At 37.5% G+C, this 19095-nt stretch carries 19 protein-coding genes and 1 riboswitch; of the genes, 14 read left to right on the top strand and 5 right to left on the bottom strand.

Going from position 1 to position 19095, the window contains the following annotated elements:
• The first annotated feature begins 14 nt into the window (after window positions 1-14).
• The 5 genes from GLW08_RS06050 to GLW08_RS06030 all read left to right on the top strand — a co-directional run bounded on the left by GLW08_RS06050 (window position 15) and on the right by GLW08_RS06030 (window position 6306).
• Complete coding sequence (locus tag GLW08_RS06050) at window positions 15-1376, top strand: PFL family protein (RefSeq protein WP_160847630.1); 1362 nt, start codon at window positions 15-17, stop codon at window positions 1374-1376.
• Between the two features lie 341 nt (window positions 1377-1717).
• Complete coding sequence (locus GLW08_RS06045) at window positions 1718-3259, top strand: fatty acid--CoA ligase family protein (RefSeq protein WP_160847629.1); 1542 nt, start codon at window positions 1718-1720, stop codon at window positions 3257-3259.
• A gap of 247 nt (window positions 3260-3506) precedes the next feature.
• Window positions 3507-4499, top strand: coding sequence for an ABC transporter substrate-binding protein (locus GLW08_RS06040; protein ID WP_160847628.1), 993 nt, complete (start codon window positions 3507-3509; stop codon window positions 4497-4499).
• 12 nt (window positions 4500-4511) lie between these two features.
• Window positions 4512-5531: an ABC transporter permease gene (locus GLW08_RS06035; RefSeq protein ID WP_160847627.1), complete on the top strand. Its 1020-nt coding sequence runs from the start codon at window positions 4512-4514 to the stop codon at window positions 5529-5531.
• Window positions 5509-6306, top strand: a complete 798-nt coding sequence (locus GLW08_RS06030; protein WP_160847626.1) for an ABC transporter ATP-binding protein — start codon at window positions 5509-5511, stop codon at window positions 6304-6306. The genes GLW08_RS06035 and GLW08_RS06030 overlap by 23 nt, the downstream gene beginning before the upstream one ends.
• A gap of 146 nt (window positions 6307-6452) precedes the next feature.
• Here GLW08_RS06030 and GLW08_RS06025 read toward each other — a convergent pair whose 3' ends face one another.
• Window positions 6453-7040 carry an SCO family protein gene (locus tag GLW08_RS06025; protein ID WP_160847625.1) on the bottom strand — a complete coding sequence of 196 codons (588 nt, stop codon included), beginning with the start codon at window positions 7038-7040 and terminating at the stop codon, window positions 6453-6455.
• 173 nt (window positions 7041-7213) lie between these two features.
• Here GLW08_RS06025 and GLW08_RS06020 point away from each other — a divergent pair, with 173 nt between their 5' ends.
• Window positions 7214-8404: a M48 family metallopeptidase gene (locus tag GLW08_RS06020; RefSeq protein ID WP_160847624.1), complete on the top strand. Its 1191-nt coding sequence runs from the start codon at window positions 7214-7216 to the stop codon at window positions 8402-8404.
• A gap of 1067 nt (window positions 8405-9471) precedes the next feature.
• On the opposite strand, the gene GLW08_RS06015 is transcribed toward GLW08_RS06020, so the two are convergent.
• A complete protein-coding gene (locus GLW08_RS06015) occupies window positions 9472-9963 on the bottom strand; it encodes a DUF3939 domain-containing protein (protein ID WP_160847623.1) in 492 nt (163 codons plus the stop codon).
• A 181-nt stretch (window positions 9964-10144) separates the two neighbouring features.
• Here GLW08_RS06015 and GLW08_RS06010 point away from each other — a divergent pair, with 181 nt between their 5' ends.
• The 3 genes from GLW08_RS06010 (at window position 10145) to GLW08_RS06000 (ending at window position 11373) form a co-directional block, all read left to right on the top strand.
• On the top strand, window positions 10145-10294 hold the full coding sequence (locus GLW08_RS06010; RefSeq protein WP_160847622.1) for a hypothetical protein: 150 nt from the start codon (window positions 10145-10147) through the stop codon (window positions 10292-10294).
• Window positions 10295-10444: 150 nt separating this feature from the next.
• Window positions 10445-10972 (top strand): competence protein ComK, encoded by a 528-nt coding sequence (locus tag GLW08_RS06005; protein WP_237458317.1) that lies wholly within the window; start codon window positions 10445-10447, stop codon window positions 10970-10972.
• 197 nt (window positions 10973-11169) lie between these two features.
• Window positions 11170-11373 (top strand): hypothetical protein, encoded by a 204-nt coding sequence (locus GLW08_RS06000; RefSeq protein WP_160847620.1) that lies wholly within the window; start codon window positions 11170-11172, stop codon window positions 11371-11373.
• A gap of 311 nt (window positions 11374-11684) precedes the next feature.
• Here GLW08_RS06000 and GLW08_RS05995 read toward each other — a convergent pair whose 3' ends face one another.
• The 3 genes from GLW08_RS05995 to GLW08_RS05990 all read right to left on the bottom strand — a co-directional run bounded on the left by GLW08_RS05995 (window position 11685) and on the right by GLW08_RS05990 (window position 13953).
• Window positions 11685-12242 (bottom strand): CBO0543 family protein, encoded by a 558-nt coding sequence (locus tag GLW08_RS05995; protein ID WP_160847619.1) that lies wholly within the window; start codon window positions 12240-12242, stop codon window positions 11685-11687.
• A gap of 1026 nt (window positions 12243-13268) precedes the next feature.
• Window positions 13269-13403, bottom strand: coding sequence for a hypothetical protein (locus GLW08_RS22070; protein ID WP_272917056.1), 135 nt, complete (start codon window positions 13401-13403; stop codon window positions 13269-13271).
• 172 nt (window positions 13404-13575) lie between these two features.
• Window positions 13576-13953 carry a response regulator gene (locus GLW08_RS05990; protein WP_160847618.1) on the bottom strand — a complete coding sequence of 126 codons (378 nt, stop codon included), beginning with the start codon at window positions 13951-13953 and terminating at the stop codon, window positions 13576-13578.
• A gap of 53 nt (window positions 13954-14006) precedes the next feature.
• Window positions 14007-14092: riboswitch (cyclic di-GMP riboswitch) on the bottom strand.
• Between the two features lie 957 nt (window positions 14093-15049).
• On the opposite strand from GLW08_RS05990, the gene GLW08_RS05985 reads away from it, so the two are divergent.
• The 5 genes from GLW08_RS05985 to GLW08_RS05965 all read left to right on the top strand — a co-directional run bounded on the left by GLW08_RS05985 (window position 15050) and on the right by GLW08_RS05965 (window position 19025).
• Window positions 15050-15514 carry an MgtC/SapB family protein gene (locus tag GLW08_RS05985; RefSeq protein ID WP_160847617.1) on the top strand — a complete coding sequence of 155 codons (465 nt, stop codon included), beginning with the start codon at window positions 15050-15052 and terminating at the stop codon, window positions 15512-15514.
• A gap of 245 nt (window positions 15515-15759) precedes the next feature.
• Window positions 15760-17001, top strand: a complete 1242-nt coding sequence (locus tag GLW08_RS05980) for an MFS transporter (RefSeq protein ID WP_160847616.1) — start codon at window positions 15760-15762, stop codon at window positions 16999-17001.
• 307 nt (window positions 17002-17308) lie between these two features.
• Window positions 17309-17818 carry a quinone oxidoreductase family protein gene (locus GLW08_RS05975; RefSeq protein WP_160847615.1) on the top strand — a complete coding sequence of 170 codons (510 nt, stop codon included), beginning with the start codon at window positions 17309-17311 and terminating at the stop codon, window positions 17816-17818.
• Window positions 17818-18201, top strand: coding sequence for a zinc-binding dehydrogenase (locus GLW08_RS05970; protein ID WP_160847614.1), 384 nt, complete (start codon window positions 17818-17820; stop codon window positions 18199-18201). The genes GLW08_RS05975 and GLW08_RS05970 overlap by 1 nt, the downstream gene beginning before the upstream one ends.
• A 479-nt stretch (window positions 18202-18680) precedes the next feature.
• The gene (locus GLW08_RS05965) at window positions 18681-19025 is read left to right on the top strand and encodes a YolD-like family protein (protein WP_160847613.1); all 345 of its coding nucleotides are present in this window, start codon (window positions 18681-18683) and stop codon (window positions 19023-19025) included.
• The last annotated feature ends 70 nt before the right edge of the window (window positions 19026-19095 follow it).

The raw sequence follows: 19095 nt of genomic DNA, 5'->3' as shown, positions 1-19095 counted from the left end.
GAGGGCGATTCACAATGAATATCGGATTAGATGAAATTACAGAAACCGTACGCATGGTTCAAATGGAAAACTTAGATATACGCACGGTTACTATTGGAATCGATCTCAAGGATTGTGCGGATGCAGATTTCTCAGCTATGCAAACACGTGTGTATGATAAAATAGTGAGCTATGCAAAAAACCTAAAGCCATATGCTGAGCAGGTGGAAAAAGAGTATGGTGTACCAATCATAAATAAACGAATTGCGGTTACTCCTATTTCGGAGTTACTTGGCAATGCAACAAGAGAACAGGCGATTGAACTGGCGAAAACATTAGATAAAGCAGCAGCGGATATAGGTGTTGATTTTATCGGAGGCTATTCAGCTCTTGTTCATAAAGGAGTAACAAAAGGTGACCAAGTGTTGCTAGATTCCTTGGCAGAGGCATTGACCGTAACAGACCGCGTTTGTGCATCGATTTCTGTAGCCACGACAAGAACAGGTATTAACATGGATGTCGTTAAACAAATGGGTACGATTATTAAGGAAGCTTCTGAAAACACAAGAGACCAGGACGGCATCGCATGTGCAAAGCTAGTTGTTTTCTCAAACCCAGTAGAAGATAATCCATTTATGGCCGGCGCTTTCCATGGTACAGGTGAAGGAGACGCCGTACTGAATGTAGGCGTAAGTGGACCTGGGGTTGTATTAAATGCACTGAAAAAACACCCAGAAGCAGATCTCGGTGAAGTCTCTCAAGTGATTAAGAAAACCGTCTTTAAAATTACGCGCGCTGGAGAGCTAGTTGGGAGAGCCGTTGCGGATCAACTCGATGTGCCATTTGGTATTTTAGATTTATCCCTTGCACCAACAAACGCATTGAACGATAGTGTAGCAGAAATCCTAGAAGAGATTGGTGTGGAACGTGTTGGAACTCACGGGACTATTGCCGCTCTAGCACTAATGAATGACGCTGTGAAAAAAGGTGGAGCTATGGCTAGTTCGTATGTAGGTGGATTAAGCGGTGCGTTTATTCCAGTCAGTGAGGACAATGGCATGATTCAAGGAGTGAATGATGGCTCCCTGACGTTACCAAAACTAGAAGCCATGACCTGTGTGTGCTCAGTTGGACTAGACATGATCGCTTTATCAGGAGAAGCATCTGCCGAAACGCTCTCAGGTATTATTGCAGACGAAGCAGCCATCGGGATGATCAACAAAAAAACAACAGCTGTACGAGTGATCCCAGTACCAGATAAAGAAGAAGGGACAATGGTTGAGTTTGGAGGTCTATTAGGCCGAGCCCCCGTAATGGGAGTTAATCCTTTCAGTTCTGAAGGATTTGTGAAGAGAGGCGGAAGAATACCGGCTCCATTACAATCGTTGATAAATTAATGCTATTAGGAAAGCTCGCATGTGTATTCTGAATAGAATGCACATGCGATTTTTTTGGAGAGAAAAAGAAACAAGGAATCGAGCTAATACACGTGAACGAAAGAAGGGACAGTGGGTCAATATAAGTAGGATGGAAGAGAGCAAAAAGCGATCTGAAGCGAGCATAAGTGGGTTGGAAGAGAGCAAAAAAGCAACCTGAAGCCAGAATTAGTGATGATAACACATAATTTGAAAACGCTTCATACGAATAGCTTGCTAGAAAGTTGTCAGTATTTTATAATAAATATGAATTTAACTCAGAAATGAATGACTATTCATTCACAATTAGGGGGAACATGTTCATGAATTTAAGTGATCAGTTGTCGATCACCACAAGAAAGAATCCCACCAAGACGGCTTATATTTTTCAGGATCAAGAAACAAGCTATCAAGAGCTAGAAGGTTCTATAACCAAGTTTGCTGCTAGTTTGAGAGAGCTTGGCTATGAAAAGGGAGATCATATTGCACTTGTAACAGGCAATAGCCCTTATTTTATGATTGGATTATATGGCGCACTACGCTTAGGGTTAACTGTAATACCTATCAACCCGATTTATACTGCAGACGAAATGAGTTATATTTTGAAAAATGGTGACGTAAAAGCTGTTATTACAATGGATTTGTTTGTTGAAACGTTTGAGGAAATGGCACATGACTTACCTTTAATTGAACATTATATCATTGCTGAGACAAGCCAAGACTCTAATTGGCAGCAAAGTCAATTAAGCGATAGAATGAAATCGTTTACAAACCTTGTGAAGGAAGGATCGCTTCAATTTGAACGTCCAACCATCGATGAAGAGGATATTGCTGTCATTTTGTACACTTCAGGAACCACAGGGGCTCCAAAAGGCGCTATGCTCACTCATAAGAATATTTATTCCAATGCGAAAGATGTAGCAGACTATTTACAATACGATACAAATGATAAGGTCATTGCAGCGTTGCCGATGTTCCACGTGTTTTGCTTAACGGTTTCACTGAACGCACCGTTGATGAATGGTGGAACTGTCATTATCGTACCTAAATTCTCTCCTCAAGAGACTTTCCAAGTGGCTAGTAAATGGGAAGCTACTGTATTCGCGGGTGTTCCTACCATGTATAATTACCTATTACAATCAAGTGAAGGTCATACAGAGGACTTTAGTAGTGTGCGCCTGTGTATTTCTGGTGGCGCATCTATGCCGGTTGCTTTATTGCAGGAGTTTGAGAACACCTTTAATGTCATGGTTTCAGAAGGATATGGGTTATCAGAAGCCTCTCCAGTAACATGTTTCAATCCACTTGATAGACCACGCAAAGCTGGATCTATTGGACAGAGTATATGGAATGTTGAAAACCGGGTTGTGGATGAGCTAGGAGAAGAGTTGCCACCAGGTGAGGTTGGAGAATTAATCGTTCGCGGACCAAATGTGATGAAGGGCTATTATAAACTCGATGAAGAAACTGCTGTAGCCTTGCGTGATGGTTGGCTTTACACTGGGGATATGGCTGAGGTCGATGAGGAAGGATATTTTTATATTGTCGATCGTAAGAAAGATATGATTCTAGTAGGAGGGTATAATGTTTATCCAAGAGAAGTGGAAGAAGTGTTATACAAGCATCCAAATATTACAGAAGTAGCAGTCATTGGAACACCAGATCCAAATCTAGGAGAAGCGGTACAAGCCTTCGTGGTACTAAATGAAGCCTCCGCTGTTACAGAACAAGAACTGGTGGATTACTGTGCTGGCCACCTCGCTAAGTACAAGCTTCCGACATCCATCGAGTTTTTGGATGAATTGCCAAAGAATACGACCGGTAAAATTTTAAGAAAGAGCTTACGCCAACGTGTTACGTATTAATATATGGGAAAAGGATGTCCTGGAGGGGCATCCTTTTTTGTTTTCTCCAAACAAACCTCACATATTCCGAGAATACCTCTATGGTGATCTTTATCCTATTTTCCCTCTCTTAACGATACAAGGATTCTATATTTAATGACAGAAATTTTCAAAAAACCCTTGAAACAAAGTATATTTTCCTGTAAATTTTAATACATAAAAGCGTAGAAGCGTAAAAGTGATAAAGTAATTAAAGGGGGAGAAACAAATGAAAAAGTGGTTAGCACTTATTTTAATTGTAGGTTTAATTTCATTAGTAGGTTGTGGAAGCTCTGAATCTGGTAATGCGGAGGCTTCTAATGATAAAGAAAAGCAAAAAGAGACATATAAAATTGGTGTAACACAAATCGTTGAGCACCCATCATTAGACGCTGCACAAAAAGGGTTCAAACAAGCATTTAAGGATGAAGGTGTGAAAGCGGAATTTGACGTACAGTTGGCGCAAGGGGATGCGAAGAATAACCAAACCATCGCCAAAAAGTTTGCAGGTGACGATGTGGACTTGATTTTTGCAAATTCAACGCCAAGTGCACAGAGTGCTCTAAATGTTACAAACGATATTCCAATTGTGTTCACTTCTGTAACGGATCCAGTCGGTTCTAGTTTAGTAGAATCAATGGAAAACCCGGGTGGAAATGTAACTGGAACAACAGATACACATCCTGATGCGGTACCAAATACAATTGATTTTATTAAAGAAACAGGAGCGAAGAAAGTTGGAATGATTTATAATCCAAGTGAACAGAACTCGGTAGCTCAGGTTAAAAACGTGAAGAAGCTAGCTGATGGAAAGCTAGACATAAATGAAGCAACGGTTACATCTACAGCTGAAGTGAAACAAGCTGCAGAATCGCTGGCTGGTAAAGTAGATGCATTTTATATTATTACAGATAACACCGTCGTGAGTGCGCTTGAGTCTGTTCTTCAAGTAGGACAACAGCAAGACACACCAGTCTTCGTAGGAGAATTAGATTCTGTTAAACGTGGTGGCTTTGCAGCATACGGATTTGATTACTTTGATATCGGTTATGAAGCTGGACAGAAAGCCTTGAAGATCCTAGAAGAAGGAAAAAACCCAGGCGAGATTCCAGTATCTTACCCACAGAATTTAAAGCTACAAATCAATAAAGACGCAGCTGAAAAAATGGGTGTAGATCTTAAAGATGAATGGAAGAAAGACGCCGAAGTGATTGAGCCGTAGAGGAGGGAAAGTATGGTTAGTGCATTATTTGGAGCAATGGAATCAGGACTAATATACGCGGTTATGGCGTTAGGGGTTTACCTTACCTTTCGCATACTCGACTTTCCCGACTTAACGGTAGATGGGAGCTTTGTCACTGGAGGGGCTGTTACCTCTGTCATGATTGTAAGTGGTATCTCTCCTGTTCTTGCAACGATTGCAGGTGGAGCGGCTGGTTTCCTGGCAGGGTGCGTCACTGGCCTGCTTCATACGAAAGGAAAAATCAACTCATTATTAGCGGGGATTCTCATGATGATTGCGCTGTATTCCATCAATCTTCGAATTATGGGAAGGCCCAACATCCCCCTTTTAAACGAAACAACAGCATTGAATCAAGGGCGCTCCTTATGGGATGCGATGCAGTTGGATAGCATTCTAAGTTCACCATTCAAAGCTATGGGCCTTTCTTCCTTTTTACCGACAAGCTTTTTCATTCTGGTGAGCATCGGTATCGTCGTTATCATCGTAAAAAAAGCACTAGATTGGTTCCTTCACACGGATAATGGTCTTGCGTTACGAGCTACGGGAGATAATGCGAAGATGGTAAAGAGCTTTTCAGCAAACACAAGCAACTATGTTATTTTCGGCCTTGGGCTATCCAATGCCCTTGTTGCGTTCAGTGGATCGCTAATTGTTCAGTATAATGGATTCGCTGACGTCGGTTTAGGAATTGGCATGATCATTGTAGGTCTTGCTTCGGTCATTATTGGGGAAGGGATCTTTGGAAAAAAATCCATTGCAAGAACAACCCTAGCCGTGGTGTTGGGAGCCATTGTGTACCGCGTTATTTTAGCTGTTGCGATGCAGTTAGAGTTCGTGAAGGCTAGTGACCTGAAACTTATCACAGCTATTATTGTAACGGGCGCACTCGTACTGCCGAACATGTGGAGCAGCTGGCGTGAGCGATCGGAACGTATGAAAAAGCAAAAGGCCATGCAGCAAAGTTTAGATGAGGAGAGGAGGAATGAAGTTGCTACAGCTCAAACAGATTGAGAAAGTGTTCTACCAGGGAACACCAGATGAGAAAAAAGCCATCCAAGGACTATCACTAACCTTGAATGAGGGGGATTTTGTTACCGTCATTGGAAGTAATGGCGCAGGCAAATCGACGCTACTGAATATGGTAGCTGGTGTATTATTTCCTGATGAAGGCATGATTTCAATCGATGACAAAAATGTAACCTTCGTTCCCGAGCATAAACGAGCCAAGTGGATTGGGCGTGTTTTCCAAGATCCGATGTCTGGCACAGCACCCAACATGAGTATAGAAGAGAATTTAGCCCTTGCCTTAGGGCGTACAAATAAAAGAGGACTTAGACGAGGTGTAAGCTCCAATCGCAAAAAAGAGTTTCAGCAAACGTTAACCGATTTGAATGTAGGCCTAGCCAACCGACTCCACACCAAAGTTGGCTTACTGTCAGGAGGAGAACGTCAGGCGTTATCCTTACTGATGGCTACATTTACAGAGCCGAGATTGCTGCTTCTAGATGAACATACAGCAGCATTAGACCCAGCCAGAGCTGAGCATATTACCAATATCACACAAGATGTTATCCGAGATAATAACTTAACAACGCTCATGGTCACCCATGATATGGAACAGGCACTGCAGATGGGGAATAGACTTGTGATGATGGATGAAGGACAGATTATTTTTGAGGCAAATGAGGAAGAGAAGAGACAGATGAGCGTTCAGGATTTAGTTGAGAAGTTTCAGCAGATTAGAGGAAAAGCGCTTGCTGATGATAAGACATTGCTTCATAAATAATGATAAAGAGGCTATCCAGATGGATAGCCTCTTTTGTATTAGTAACATAAGTTCTGTCGCTCACACGTCTAGCTCCCGTGCCCAGCAACTAGCAAACCTCCTATTTCTCCTTACGATAAGTCAATATCTAACGCTTGCGCTTTTCTTTAGTTCACCAGACCCATTACTTGATCATATACTCGGTCTTTATCAAAACCTTCTCCCATTGGGAACTTGGCTACTAGGTAATTTTTTTCATCAATTAGATAAGCATAGGAAGTATGAACAATATAATCAGTGCCGTTATCTTTAAATAAAAAACGGAATGGATCAGCTAATTTTTTTGTGTCGTCTAATGAACCTCGAAGGAATGTCCAAGCTTTATCGTGATCTGCATTATATACTTCCATATATTTTCTTAGGCGTTCTGGTGTATCATTTTCAGGATCAATACTGATGGTAAGAAATTCAACTTGATCTCCGTACACACCATCTGATTTAAATTGTTCCTTTAAATGCATCATGCGTTGTGTTGTTAACGGACATACATCGGGGCAAGCTGTGTACATAAATTCTACAATACGGACTTTTTTATCCATATCATCCAGATTATATGTTTCTCCATAAGGTGTTGTCATACTAACATCCGTAGGAAGTTGAACTCCTGCATCCCGCCAAAACTCTAAGTAGCTAATACCAATTCCGACTCCTACTACTAAAATTGAGATGAACAATATATACCATTTTTTTCGCATCTCTGGTCCTCCTTGCATCATAAAAGAATCATGATTTCATACTTTAATGATACAAGATTTTCCTATGAAAAAGGCATGCAATTGGTGAACAACTAATGACAAAAGTATGGCTGAAAATTGAATACGTACTAACAAACTTAGTACAATAGAAGTAGCAGAGGAGAGGGATACGAATGAAAAAGGGCATTCTTGGATATGGCATCTTTTTAGCCGTCCTTTGGTTATACTTTAGTTTTCTTTATGATCTAGAAACATATTCTAATTCAAAATATGCAGCATTTAGGCACGCATATTACTTTACCCAGACAACATTCACATGGGTAGTACTTTGGGCGGTACTACAGTCTGCCTTTCATCATACATATACACAGATTATAGAACGGAATTTTGGAAGGGAATGGGTTCGTTCTTTAGTTTATGGAGCAAGCTTGGCACTGGGATTTCAATTAATTTCCTTACCCTTAGATATACTTGGTTATGGAATGGCACAATGGGCTGATGTAAATCATCAACCGATCAAGGACTGGCTAGGGGAGTGGGGAGTAAAATCTCTTTTCTTTATTCTCATTATTAGTGGTCTCGTAATAGTAGCGCGAATGTGTATGATGAAATTTCGCCGCTACTGGTGGCTATCGATATGGATGATTGCTCTACCGATTTCCTTGTTTCTCTTGTATATTCAACCAGTATGGATTGATCCAATTTTCGAAAATTTTCAGCCCTTGCGTGAAACCGCAATAAAAGACGAAATTGTTGGAATGGCAAACGAAGCAGGTATTTCGGAATCGAACATCTATGAAGTGAATATGAGTGAAAAAACATCAACCTTTAATGCCTATGTAACAGGGTTGGGTCCTCAAAAACGAATTGTCATATGGGATACAACAATAGAAAATATGCAGGAAGACGAAGTTCTGTTTATCTTAGCTCATGAAATTGCCCATTATGTAAAAAATCATGTATATTGGGGTGTGCTAGGATCGCTGCTATTCAGTTTGATTTTACTTAAAGGACTTGCCATCATCATTCCTTGCATATTTCAACGTTTCAAAAGACGATGGGATTTGCGTGCTGTAACAGATTTAAAGTCGATACCACTTCTGTTGCTCATTACATCAATTTTATTATTTGCAACAGAACCGATGTATTTATGGGTATCCAGGCAAATGGAACTTTCAGCAGATCAATATGCAATTGAACATACTGATTCACTAGAACCTGCTATTGAAGGCTATCGTTCACTAGCGGTTGAATCAAAGAGTGACATTAATCCTTCACTATTTGTGAAATGGTTCAGGTATACCCACCCTCCTATAAAAAAACGGATAGAAATAATGAAACAAGCCCAAGAAAATAAGGAATAACACATCATTCTTGAGGAAAGTTATATAAAAATAATGATAAAAAAGAGGGGATATTCGGATGTCTTTACATGTGAGGTTCCGAAATATCCTAAACTCCCTGTAAAACCTCATGTTGGTATTTTATTCCAATAACGCAATCGCTTGCGGTATTCCGCAAATCTTTTTCGGTTACTTTTATTCAAGACTATATTAAAATAAATATAAGACAAATTAGTCATTCATTTAGATGAGTGCCTTAATGAGTCTTGTGTACTTTACACCTCATTGTGTAACGTGCATGGTGAATAAGTTCCAACACTTGTTCACAGAGTAATTCCCTCACTCAAAAGTTAACCAGTCGTCTCTTTTTTGACCAATGCCCTAGAGGCATTGGTCCTTTTTTTTATTATTTATGCTATGTTAAAGAATGGTCTTAATTTTTTTTGACTGAAATAAAAGGCCAAAAAGCTGTTCAACAAACGAGGCATAATCTTGAAGACTTGAAATCGAGATAGTTTGGGGGGGAGTGGATTGTTTCCGTGGTGTGAATAAGAGAAAAGATGGGCCGGGAAATAGCTCTCTTTCCTGTGTTCTCGACACATCTGTTTTTCACGATAGTCTCCATAATACAGCACAGGGACTTGTCATATCTCTGCGATAAAAACATGGGCACTGGAGCTACTTTTCCTGCTTTCGGAGCAAGAATCGAAAAACAGGAGCTACTTTTGAAAAATAGGAGCGACCGACCCAATTGCCCGGCCCATCTTTGCGTTCGTTTGTTTAACGCCATGTATCCGTTCATCTCAAACATCGCGGGAGGTGGCCTGGGAACGACGAGACTCCCGCCGGAGAAAGAGGTAGGCAAGATCCCCTGAGGGCGATTTTCCCGCAAAGGTAGCTTGCCAGCTCACGGCAGGACGCGAGTTGTTCCCAGGACACCTTTAGTCTAACTAAGGCAACGGAAATATTCCTCTTATAACCAATAAAAGCCCCATTATCTCGAATCCAAGTCTTCAAGATAATGAGGCTATTTGGGAATATCAAGCATGTAATTAACTACTGAAAAAGCACCATTCCACAAAGGTAAATTAACCTTTTTTGGAAGAAGGTGCTTCGTACGTTATTAAATATTCTTCGTCCGTAATATAAAATGTAAATTCTGGTCTGTAGGATATGAGACCTAGTCGTTCAAGTTTGAAGTAATTAACCTTATTATAGGGATCACCATCAATGATAGGTAACTCATTCGTTTGTTTCATGTATCTATCAATTGCTTGCTGTATGTGATCTAAATCAAAAGCAAGCTGCTTATCCTTCTCATCAAAAACCTCATATGTTTCCTTAGACATGTAATAAGTTTCATTGGGGGTTGCATCTAAATAAGGTGAAAGTAACTCGTAATTGATTGTGTTATCTTCATTAATAATGGTTTGGAGTTCTACGCCGTTTGGTAGGTGAGAAGTAAACCGTTGGATAGCTTGTCGGACTTCATGAATGGATACATCACGTTTTGGAAGTTCGTCATTAGAATATTGATGCGTATCTTTTTTCTTGTTATTTCTTTTTTTTCTTCCCCACATAATCATTCCTCCTTTGGCTAACGACATATTTCCCTATTTCTTAATATTCGATAAAACTCTTTTTTGACCTTCATGTGTATACAAACACACTGAAAAGAAGTAATTATACTCTCAGCCTAAGACGTTTAAATTTCACTTATTTTGCACATTCTAAGAAAAAGTGATAAAAGGAGAGAGCATTATGAATCATGATCCAGAAACGGACCGAGAGCTAAAAATCTACACTCCTTTGAATCCGGACTTTGGAATGAGCGATGGCGGATACACTAGTCACGTCATAGATGCGGATTTAACATATGAAGCAGAATCCCCAGAAGTAAATGTTGAATAAGACACTCGCATTAATCAGCGAAATGCTTATTCATAATTTATTCCCTTTACAGAAATTAAAAAACTGTATTTTTTGGGATGTTTTACAAAAAAGTAAAACCATTTATGCTACTTTCTTACATGTAGAACTTATTATGAGAGGATGTTAAACATGTTATGGAAAGAGCACTTTGAGGTTACACCTTTTACACAAGCAGTAGTGGCAGATAAGGATGAGAACGGAAAAACCGTCTCCTATGTTTTCGAAGGTAACGAAGGATTTTATGTCAATTCAACGCCAAAAAAATTAATTGATCAAGCTTGCAAATATTTTGGTTCTAGTTTAAGAGGAAGACAAGACGGAACGAAGGATGTTAGCGGTATAACACATAAAGCTCCCATAGCAATTGACCCAGTTAGTGGCATGTATTTCTTTCCCACAACATCCCCACAACATAGTAATTGCTCTTGGATTTCACATACCCACATAGACCATGTGAAACGAGCTAAAGACGATATGAGTACCATTATAGTATTCAAAAATCAAAAAAACGTTAAGCTTACCATCTCCCATGGTTCACTACTTAACCAGATTCAGCGAACAGCTCAATTTCGATATAAGCTTACGGAGCGTTTTCACACTTATCCGAAACAGGGAAGTTATGATCACGTGGCAGAGCCGTTTGTGTCTTCTACCTAAAATATATAAATCCCAATGAACAGCATGCGCGTGTCGCATGCTGTTGTTATTTTTAGATGAGGTCCCTACTAAGGAAGAAGGGAAAGAGATAGAAGGCGAGGTTGTGGATATCAGTCCATCAAAGAAGGATTAGCTCCCAATTATACCCCGGAGATTTCGCAAACATTGCTAAGCGTCGATTAGAAGGAGAATCTTATATGAAGCTAGCGAGTGATTTAGATATCTCCTCAGGAAGAATCGTGGACATGTTGGATTTGTATCGTGAACATGTAGCTCCTTTAGCTGAAAAGTGGAAGGAATGGAAAGATACTCAAGTGAATAGTGAAGAAGATCCTAGTGACAGTGGTAGTGAGTTGGGTGCAAATGAAGACGATGAAGATTCTCAAGATGGAGCTGCGTAACATGCAAAACGGAAACGGCAGCGAGTATGGACCTGTTGTTTCGGAAAGAGGGGTTTCATGCCGTTCATCGGTATGAGCCTCTATACAAATATGAATTAAAAGTCGTAAACGGCATGGATGGAGGGAGATTCCCCAATGAGCGCAGAGAAAATCATTGAACACTTAATGCAGATGGGTCATGAAGATATGGACTTGATTCTTATTGAAGGTGAGCCTTTTTGCCACGCCGGATAATGTGGAAGCTGTGAATGAGAGTATGAAAAGAGAGTGATTTAATTATCCGGCATAATGGTAATATATTTAATACTATTCTAATGTCTATAATGTGAATAGTTGGTTCTAAGGCTTGCCCAATGAGCAATCAAATAGATCAAAAAGAATATTGGAAATGAATAAAAGGAACTCCATTGTAGTTCTTCATAAAGGTGAAAATACTTAGATATAGACTCACCTATAAATGAAGTCAAGAAAGCATATATCAAGCCCTTTAATAGTGGTGAAACATGGGGTTTATATTCAATCAACCCCATAATTATCACTGGTATTAGCGAGCAGTCCCAAGGTGCATATGCAGGTATCCAAGGAAATAGCCCATAATGATACACCCATAGCCCAAACTTCACACCAAGAAAATCAAGGAAGGATGAAAGTAATATAACTAAAAATCCTGAATACAAAAGTCTATCTCTACTTTCTTTTTTGCTTAGTAAGAACCAAACTATCCATGGTGCAGTTGATAATGCTAATCCTGCCCACCAATGAGGTGTGAATAATACGTTTTCATACCAGAACGGTATTTTTGATTTTGCCATGTTAGTGAGTTTTTCATAAAATTCTAGGTTTTTTTCTAAGTATGTTTGTTGATCCATAATAACAACAACTCCATGATTTTATTATTAGTGTTACCAAAAATCATTCCTTTGAAAAGGTTCTTCAATAAAATAGCTTGTGTTTATTAAATAGAGAAAGGCGCTCAGTATATAGACTGAACGCCTTTCATGGAAAATGTCATTGGATTCTTAGTTAGATAGAAATTATACATTGGAATTTCAAGGGGGTGAAGTTAAATAGAGATATATCAAGGCAACAGCTTAGATGTTCTTAAATTATAAAAAAGAAAAAAGCACATAGCTCTTAAGGCCATGTGCTTTGAAGTTTAGTTGGAATGATAGAACAATAATATATACGAAATAATAGAAATTCAAAAATTAATAATTAAGTCGGTTTATTGGTTAAAGCTGTGTGAATTAAATCTATTTCGGAGTCTAGTACTGTCAAATAATTTGAGTCTGTATGGGAGATAGTGTTTCGTAATTCGTTTAATCTGTTTAAGTCTCTTGTTATTATCTCTTGTTCATCATCATTTAACAAGATTTCATTCATAAGAAACTCCTTAATTTAGCCATTTCAATTATTTACCCCAAAATAGCAATTTCGAAACTTTGATATAGATGCAACTAAATAGTGATTAGGTGTAATTAAAAACACGCATGTACATCAATTGAAGAAATGATTGAATTTATGGATAGTAATAAATAAATAGAGGGCTAAGAAATTAAAGCAAAAAAATAGCGCAATGTGCAAATAACACATGCGCTCAAAACATTTAGTGAGGGGAACTTAGCTCTTAAGTTCCAGGAAATTTTATCTTGAAGAGTTTCAAATTAATAATCACTGAATTAGGGGTAGAAACAGCGAAACCCAAATTTCCTGATTTTTCATTATACATTATTTGAATTATATGACAATGGTTATCTTGTTAGGGAGGGTGATTAACAATGAATTTTCCTTACAGAAGGTATTTTATATAAGAACTCAAAGAATTACAGCTTGAGCTTATTAATTAGAGTTAAAAGAGCTCCCCTATTAGGGGGGGAGCTAAACTAAGTATTTTATTAACAATCTGTGTAATACCAAGACTCACATGCATCATATGCCTGTTCGGATTGATTAGCACCTGCATATGATGTTCCAGCGATTAAACCTAGCGCTACAACACCTACTAAACCAAACTTTTTTAGTTTTTCCATGTAGAAAACACCTCCTTAATTTGGATGTGTTTACATTATATGGTTAATATTCAGAAAATTTCAAGTTATAGGAAGAAAACAGGAAATTTGTCGCAAGTCCCTACATTGAATATAAATCATATATAGGACATTTGACTTTCTATGTAGTTCAATCGTCTATTGAATATAGATTTCACTTAACGATGAAGTTCTTTTCTGAAGTTATTTTATCTAAGGACTCAATTAAATGACTAAAGTTCGGTTTCATTATAAAGTCCTTAGCTCCTATTCTGAGAGACTCCGTTACATGGAATTTATGACCTACTGATGAACACATCATCACATTGGCATTAGGATCATCATCTAAAATGTTTCTAAGACAATCGATACCTCCAAGCCATGGCAATGTGATATCTAAAATAACTACTTCCGGTCTGTGTTCCTTATAGAGTGTAGTAGCAGTACAACCATCACTTGCTTCTGCTACAACATAGTAATTTGAGTCATGAAGTAGGCTTTTCAGCCATGACCGCATGAATTTGGAGTCATCAACTAGCATTACGCTATGCATGAAGACATCCCCCTTTTCGCTAAATATTAAGGCAAATTAGGAAATGGGATTCGATGTGCAACCCGGCTACCGTGGTACATAAAACTTTAGGTCCGTGGCTTTGCGTCTTTTACTTTCGTAAAATTTGCCTATGCTAGCATATATCGACAGAATTCTACAATTTTTGATGTGTTATTGAAAAATTTGTTAATAAAAGAGGGATTCTAAAATATACTTCTAATAATCTTCTACAGTCCAACTAATGTGAGTGTGTAATTTATTTGAATTTAATTGTGATTTTAGATCTAGTATTAAGTGGGTGTAATTGGGGAGGAGCAGTAGAAGAAAAATCCTCTCAGCCTAATATAGATACTATAAGTACAACTTGGGTAAACACGCTATATAAAAGAGGGAGGTATTTTGTGAATATAGCTGATGCGTTGGAACAAAAGAGGAGTATTGATTATTTTGAAGGCCTACATGACGCCTATGATTTAAACTTAATATTCGGATAAACAGTCTTTGAAGCTACAACTGATAATGTTTTGTATAATTTTGAAAAATATTATTCCAAGGAAAAAAGTAAACAAGTGGATAATATGCTTAAATCTTTACGAGAAATAACTTATAATGCTAATCAATATGTAAAAGAAAAAGATGATGAGTAAAGGAGAATTCTTTATATCTAGAGAGTTTGTAGAGTTCTTGTTTTGTTATGTGAAGGTGGAGGTTTAATGACACTAAAAAATATTCTAATAACTATTATTATACTTTTAATTTCAAATATATATTTGTTTAATATATATTCCTTTAAAACTTAGATTTTAAGTGGATAGATAATAAAACTATAAAAATTAATGAAGAAACTATTAACATATTTAATGAAACATATTATTACCTTGATGATCCGGATTGAATTTCATTACATCTTTGGCACGTACTAGCGTTTTAAAGCTTGATATTTATTCTCTCTATTTTCCCTACTTTATCTCCTAGGCATTAAAAGACATCTTTTTTTACATTATTTCCTCTTCTTCTTGCATATATATTTTTACATAGGAAGATTATTGTAATCTAATAAAAGTAATTTTAGTATAATGAGAAGGGAGTTGATACTATGGAAACTATTACGTCTTTCTTTATAGAGTATGAAATGTATTTTAAGATTACATTGAGTGCTTTGCTAGGTTTTATGATAGGAATGGATAGAACCTCAAAACATAAACCAGCAGGTATGAAGACTTATACTTATGTGTCTACTGCATGTACTTTGATTACAATTATTTCGATAAATAGTGCATCTTCATTTAGTGAACCATTTAGCGGGAAAGTAATGGACCCTATGAGACTTGCTGCTCAAATAGTATCTGGATTAGGTTTCCTTGGTGCGGGAGTGATATTAAAGGATGGACTAAGAGTTAAAGGACTTACTTCTGCGGCTATGATTCTATTTGTAGGTGGTGTAGGTATAGGTGTAGGAGCTGGATTCTATATGGCAGTTTTATATTCGGTATTCATTACGTTTATTTTTACGAAAACTGCCGGTTATTTTGAAAACCGTGAATTAGTTCGAAATAAATAAATCAAAAAAGACTAATTTTCATGAATATATTCTCGGTTCTGAGATCAAGGTGCAGAACCATTTGTGTAATCTTTTTAGGGGTCTACAATATTGACAATGAACAGCATGTGCAGGTCGCATGCTGTTTTTATTTTCTGTATGTCAATTGAGATTCGTTAACTAATTGACAGGAAAGTAGAATTATATGAAAGTGTGAAATAAATGGAATCATAATGATTTACCAGTTTTTGAGGAGTTCTTTTCATATGCTGCATGTATTAGCTAAGAGAAACATCACCTTTTTTCTTATAGCTAGGTTAGTGCTAGAACTAGCTAAAAAGATTTCGTGGATTGCAATTGCGTGGTTTGTATATCAACTGACTAATTCAGCTTCTGCGATTGGGTTTGTAATTACAGCAGCAACGATATCACCACTGATATCTAGCGTTTTTGCGGGAGTTGTACTGGATCAATTTAATAGAAGAACGTTAATGGTTGTAGAGAATGGATTAAGAGGTATGTTTCTTTTGCTTATTCCCCTTTTATATTGGGGAGATCTATTGATGTTTTCATCAATCGTTATCATAATTTTTCTTAATGGTTTTTTATCTGCTTTTACTGATATAGGAAGTACTACTATATTGCCAGCTTTTGTGGCGAAAGAAGAATTAGAAAGTGCGAATGCAATGTTAGCTATTACGGGTCAATCAGGTTATTTAATAGGACCTGCGATAGGAGGGTTTTTGTCCGGTTTTCTTGGTGCCCCCATTACATTGATCATTACCGTAGTGTTATTTTTGCTGGCATCCTTCCTATACTTTCTTATCCCCAATGAGATATTCCATCAAGATATGACTCAACAAGATTATACTCTCTCATGGAAAGAAAAGATCGCAAAAATAAAAGAAGATACAAAAGAGGGATTTGCCTTTTTAAAAAAACATAGAATACTAATTGTAATTGCGAGTGTAACCTTAGTATTTAATGTTACCTATGCACCACTGGAGCCGGTTCTACCGGTCTTTGTAGGTAAAAATGTAAATGGTGGTCCAAGCACGTTGGGGCTGATTTGGACAGTATTTGCGGTTGGCGCATTGATAGGCTCGTTTATTTGGGTGCGTTTGAAAATGGATGTTTACTATTCATATTCACTCGGAGTTGTAATTAGCCTATGGGGAATAGCTCCTGTGATTATGAGTCAGTTTACCAACGAAACTATCATTTATATCATTATGTTCTTCGGAGGAGTAGTATATGCTCCTTATAATATTGTCGAGCCAACTTTGGAGCAGCAGCTAGTTCCTGACAAAATACGCGGTAGAGTGTTAGGGGTATTAGGTATGATTGCAGGTATTGGTTTTCCGGTTGGCACATTCTTAGGTGGATTATTAGGGGAATTCATAGGCCCATCACTTACCATTTTCTTATCGGGGATGTTTACAATCGTATTAGGGGTATTTGTATTTAGGGATAAATCTCTTAGACTCACTCCACGAGATGTGAATTAAGTCTGGATTAGCTTACAATGTATTCTATCTGCTACAGAGGCAAGTTGATGAAGAAAGAAAAGAAGTCAGCACGTGATGCTGACTTCTTATTATGCAGAAAGGTCGTTTTAGTAGTGCAATCAACGCAATGCTATAGTATAAAGCCCTTTTTGTAATATCTAAAACAGAACATGATAATCATTGGATACTGGAACAATATGTAGTAGAGGAGAAGTATGAGAGCTGCTATTAGTGATTATAGTAAGAAAATGAACGTTATGTAAGCGTAAGGAATGCGCAACGTCCAAAGCTAACGAAAAACGAAGTATTGATTAATGTAGGATCTGTTAGTTTAAATTTTGCAGATGTTTCCGCGATTAGAGGTTACTATCATTCTCTAGGAGGGGAATATTTTATTCCTGGTTTTGATTGTGCCGGAACCATTGTGGAGGTAGGAGAGAGCGTAGAACGATTCTCAAAAGGGGATCGAGTTGTTGGGTTTCCAAATGGAGGAGCATTAGCGGATTATGTAAGTGTTGATTGTAATCTTGTTTATAACGTACCTAAAAATGTTTCTTTTGACTATACCGTAGCCATTTTAAGTATAGGAATTACAGCATATGAATTAGTACACAAGGTAGCTGTGGTAAAGGAGTCAGATAAAGTATTAGTTCATGCAGCTGCTGGAGGTGTTGGCTTAACGTTACTACAATTGCTCCAAAAACAAAAAGCAACAATCTACGGAACGGTTGGAAATGAAGAGAAAGATAAATTGATAAAAAATATAGGGGCCCATCAAGCTATACTATATAGAAAAGAAGACTTCCAGAAAAAATAATGGATTTGACGGAAAGAAGAGGAGTAGATATTGTTTTTGATTCTGTTGGGGGTGAAGTTCTGGAAAAAAGTATGAAATGTCTTTCTTCTTATGGGAAGTTGATAACCTACGGCCATGCTTCTGGTAAACCGGGGCAGATTTTATCGACAAATCTTCATTCGACATCTAGATCGGTTATAGGTTATAGCCCTGGTGAGAGACAGCATGATTATCCAGAATCACTTAGGGAGAGTGCCGAAACTGTAATGACATTATTATCAACTGAAGAATTAGACGTGAAAATTAGTGAAAAATTAAGTTTAGAGGAAGTTAATAAAGGATTTCAACTGATGGCTGATAGAGGAAATATAGGAAAAATACTAATAAATCTTAATGATTCATAATAAAACGAAAAAATATCGAACTTACCCAAATGATAGCCTCCTCTCTTATGAGGATGAGGCTATCTTTATTTCCTATTGTACCTTTTTCATTAAAACATCATTTCCATATTAGTTTTAAACTACTTCGTCATAAGGAGCTAGCATCTTGATACCATAATGTGTGTAGTTGGTTCATCAAGAAAGAAAAAACTGATTGGATAATACTCCAATCAGCTCTTTAAGGGGAAATTCTAATAGATAAAGTGTTCAGAATTATCATAACATTAACGCTTTAAAGCGTAAAGTGAAAATAAAAGAATTATATAATAATATGGTTCAACATTATCAACACTTTGTTAAAGTCTTTTCTTGAAGAACAAGGTTTAAGTTACTTTATTCAAATTCGAAATTAGATACTTCCTACCTATTCCTTATTGATTTGAACTGTCAGAATCGATATAATAAGAACAAATGTTCGTTTTGAAAGTGGAGGGATATCTATGACGAGAGAACGTATAAATGATAGAGGAACTATTAAATGGACCTCAATGATGCTTCCAGAACATGTAGAAAAGCTGAAAGAGATGTGGAGAGAAGATGAACGGGTAGAAAAAGGGGATCTAGATGAGCAGCAAGCTGCAGAAATTGACTTTAAGCTACAACTTGCATTAAAGGATGATTTAACGGTTGGAATTAGCTATCATAACGGATTTGACTATAGATATGCAAAAGTCAAAATTCTTTCGATCATCCATGAAAAGAAGACATTATATGTGGTGAATCAAGAAAGTAAAGATAAGGTCGAAGTCAGTTTACACGCTATTAACGAGGTTACGATTATTTGAGAACCAGACATATCTATTGTACTTGTTTAAGCAATATTATCGTAATGAAAAAAATGTTACGATGAGGTTG

The organism is Pontibacillus yanchengensis (assembly GCF_009856295.1).
In the GTDB taxonomy this organism is placed as follows: Bacteria; Bacillota; Bacilli; order Bacillales; family BH030062; genus Pontibacillus; species Pontibacillus yanchengensis_A.
Note: the sequence above shows the minus strand (reverse complement) of the source record. Positions and strands in the feature narration are given on the sequence as shown.

Excerpts from the sequence above, each read along its gene's own strand:
- GLW08_RS06050 (WP_160847630.1), top strand. The coding sequence starts at position 15 with ATGAATATCGGATTAGATGAAATTACAGAAACCGTACGCATGGTTCAA.
- GLW08_RS06045 (WP_160847629.1), top strand. The coding sequence starts at position 1,718 with ATGAATTTAAGTGATCAGTTGTCGATCACCACAAGAAAGAATCCCACC.
- GLW08_RS06040 (WP_160847628.1), top strand. The coding sequence starts at position 3,507 with ATGAAAAAGTGGTTAGCACTTATTTTAATTGTAGGTTTAATTTCATTA.
- GLW08_RS06035 (WP_160847627.1), top strand. The coding sequence starts at position 4,512 with ATGGTTAGTGCATTATTTGGAGCAATGGAATCAGGACTAATATACGCG.
- GLW08_RS06025 (WP_160847625.1), bottom strand. The coding sequence starts at position 7,040 with ATGCGAAAAAAATGGTATATATTGTTCATCTCAATTTTAGTAGTAGGA.
- GLW08_RS06020 (WP_160847624.1), top strand. The coding sequence starts at position 7,214 with ATGAAAAAGGGCATTCTTGGATATGGCATCTTTTTAGCCGTCCTTTGG.
- GLW08_RS06015 (WP_160847623.1), bottom strand. The coding sequence starts at position 9,963 with ATGTGGGGAAGAAAAAAAAGAAATAACAAGAAAAAAGATACGCATCAA.
- GLW08_RS06010 (WP_160847622.1), top strand. The coding sequence starts at position 10,145 with ATGAATCATGATCCAGAAACGGACCGAGAGCTAAAAATCTACACTCCT.
- GLW08_RS06005 (WP_237458317.1), top strand. The coding sequence starts at position 10,445 with ATGTTATGGAAAGAGCACTTTGAGGTTACACCTTTTACACAAGCAGTA.
- GLW08_RS06000 (WP_160847620.1), top strand. The coding sequence starts at position 11,170 with ATGAAGCTAGCGAGTGATTTAGATATCTCCTCAGGAAGAATCGTGGAC.
- GLW08_RS05995 (WP_160847619.1), bottom strand. The coding sequence starts at position 12,242 with ATGGATCAACAAACATACTTAGAAAAAAACCTAGAATTTTATGAAAAA.
- GLW08_RS22070 (WP_272917056.1), bottom strand. The coding sequence starts at position 13,403 with ATGGAAAAACTAAAAAAGTTTGGTTTAGTAGGTGTTGTAGCGCTAGGT.
- GLW08_RS05990 (WP_160847618.1), bottom strand. The coding sequence starts at position 13,953 with ATGCATAGCGTAATGCTAGTTGATGACTCCAAATTCATGCGGTCATGG.
- GLW08_RS05985 (WP_160847617.1), top strand. The coding sequence starts at position 15,050 with ATGGAAACTATTACGTCTTTCTTTATAGAGTATGAAATGTATTTTAAG.
- GLW08_RS05980 (WP_160847616.1), top strand. The coding sequence starts at position 15,760 with ATGCTGCATGTATTAGCTAAGAGAAACATCACCTTTTTTCTTATAGCT.
- GLW08_RS05970 (WP_160847614.1), top strand. The coding sequence starts at position 17,818 with ATGGATTTGACGGAAAGAAGAGGAGTAGATATTGTTTTTGATTCTGTT.
- GLW08_RS05965 (WP_160847613.1), top strand. The coding sequence starts at position 18,681 with ATGACGAGAGAACGTATAAATGATAGAGGAACTATTAAATGGACCTCA.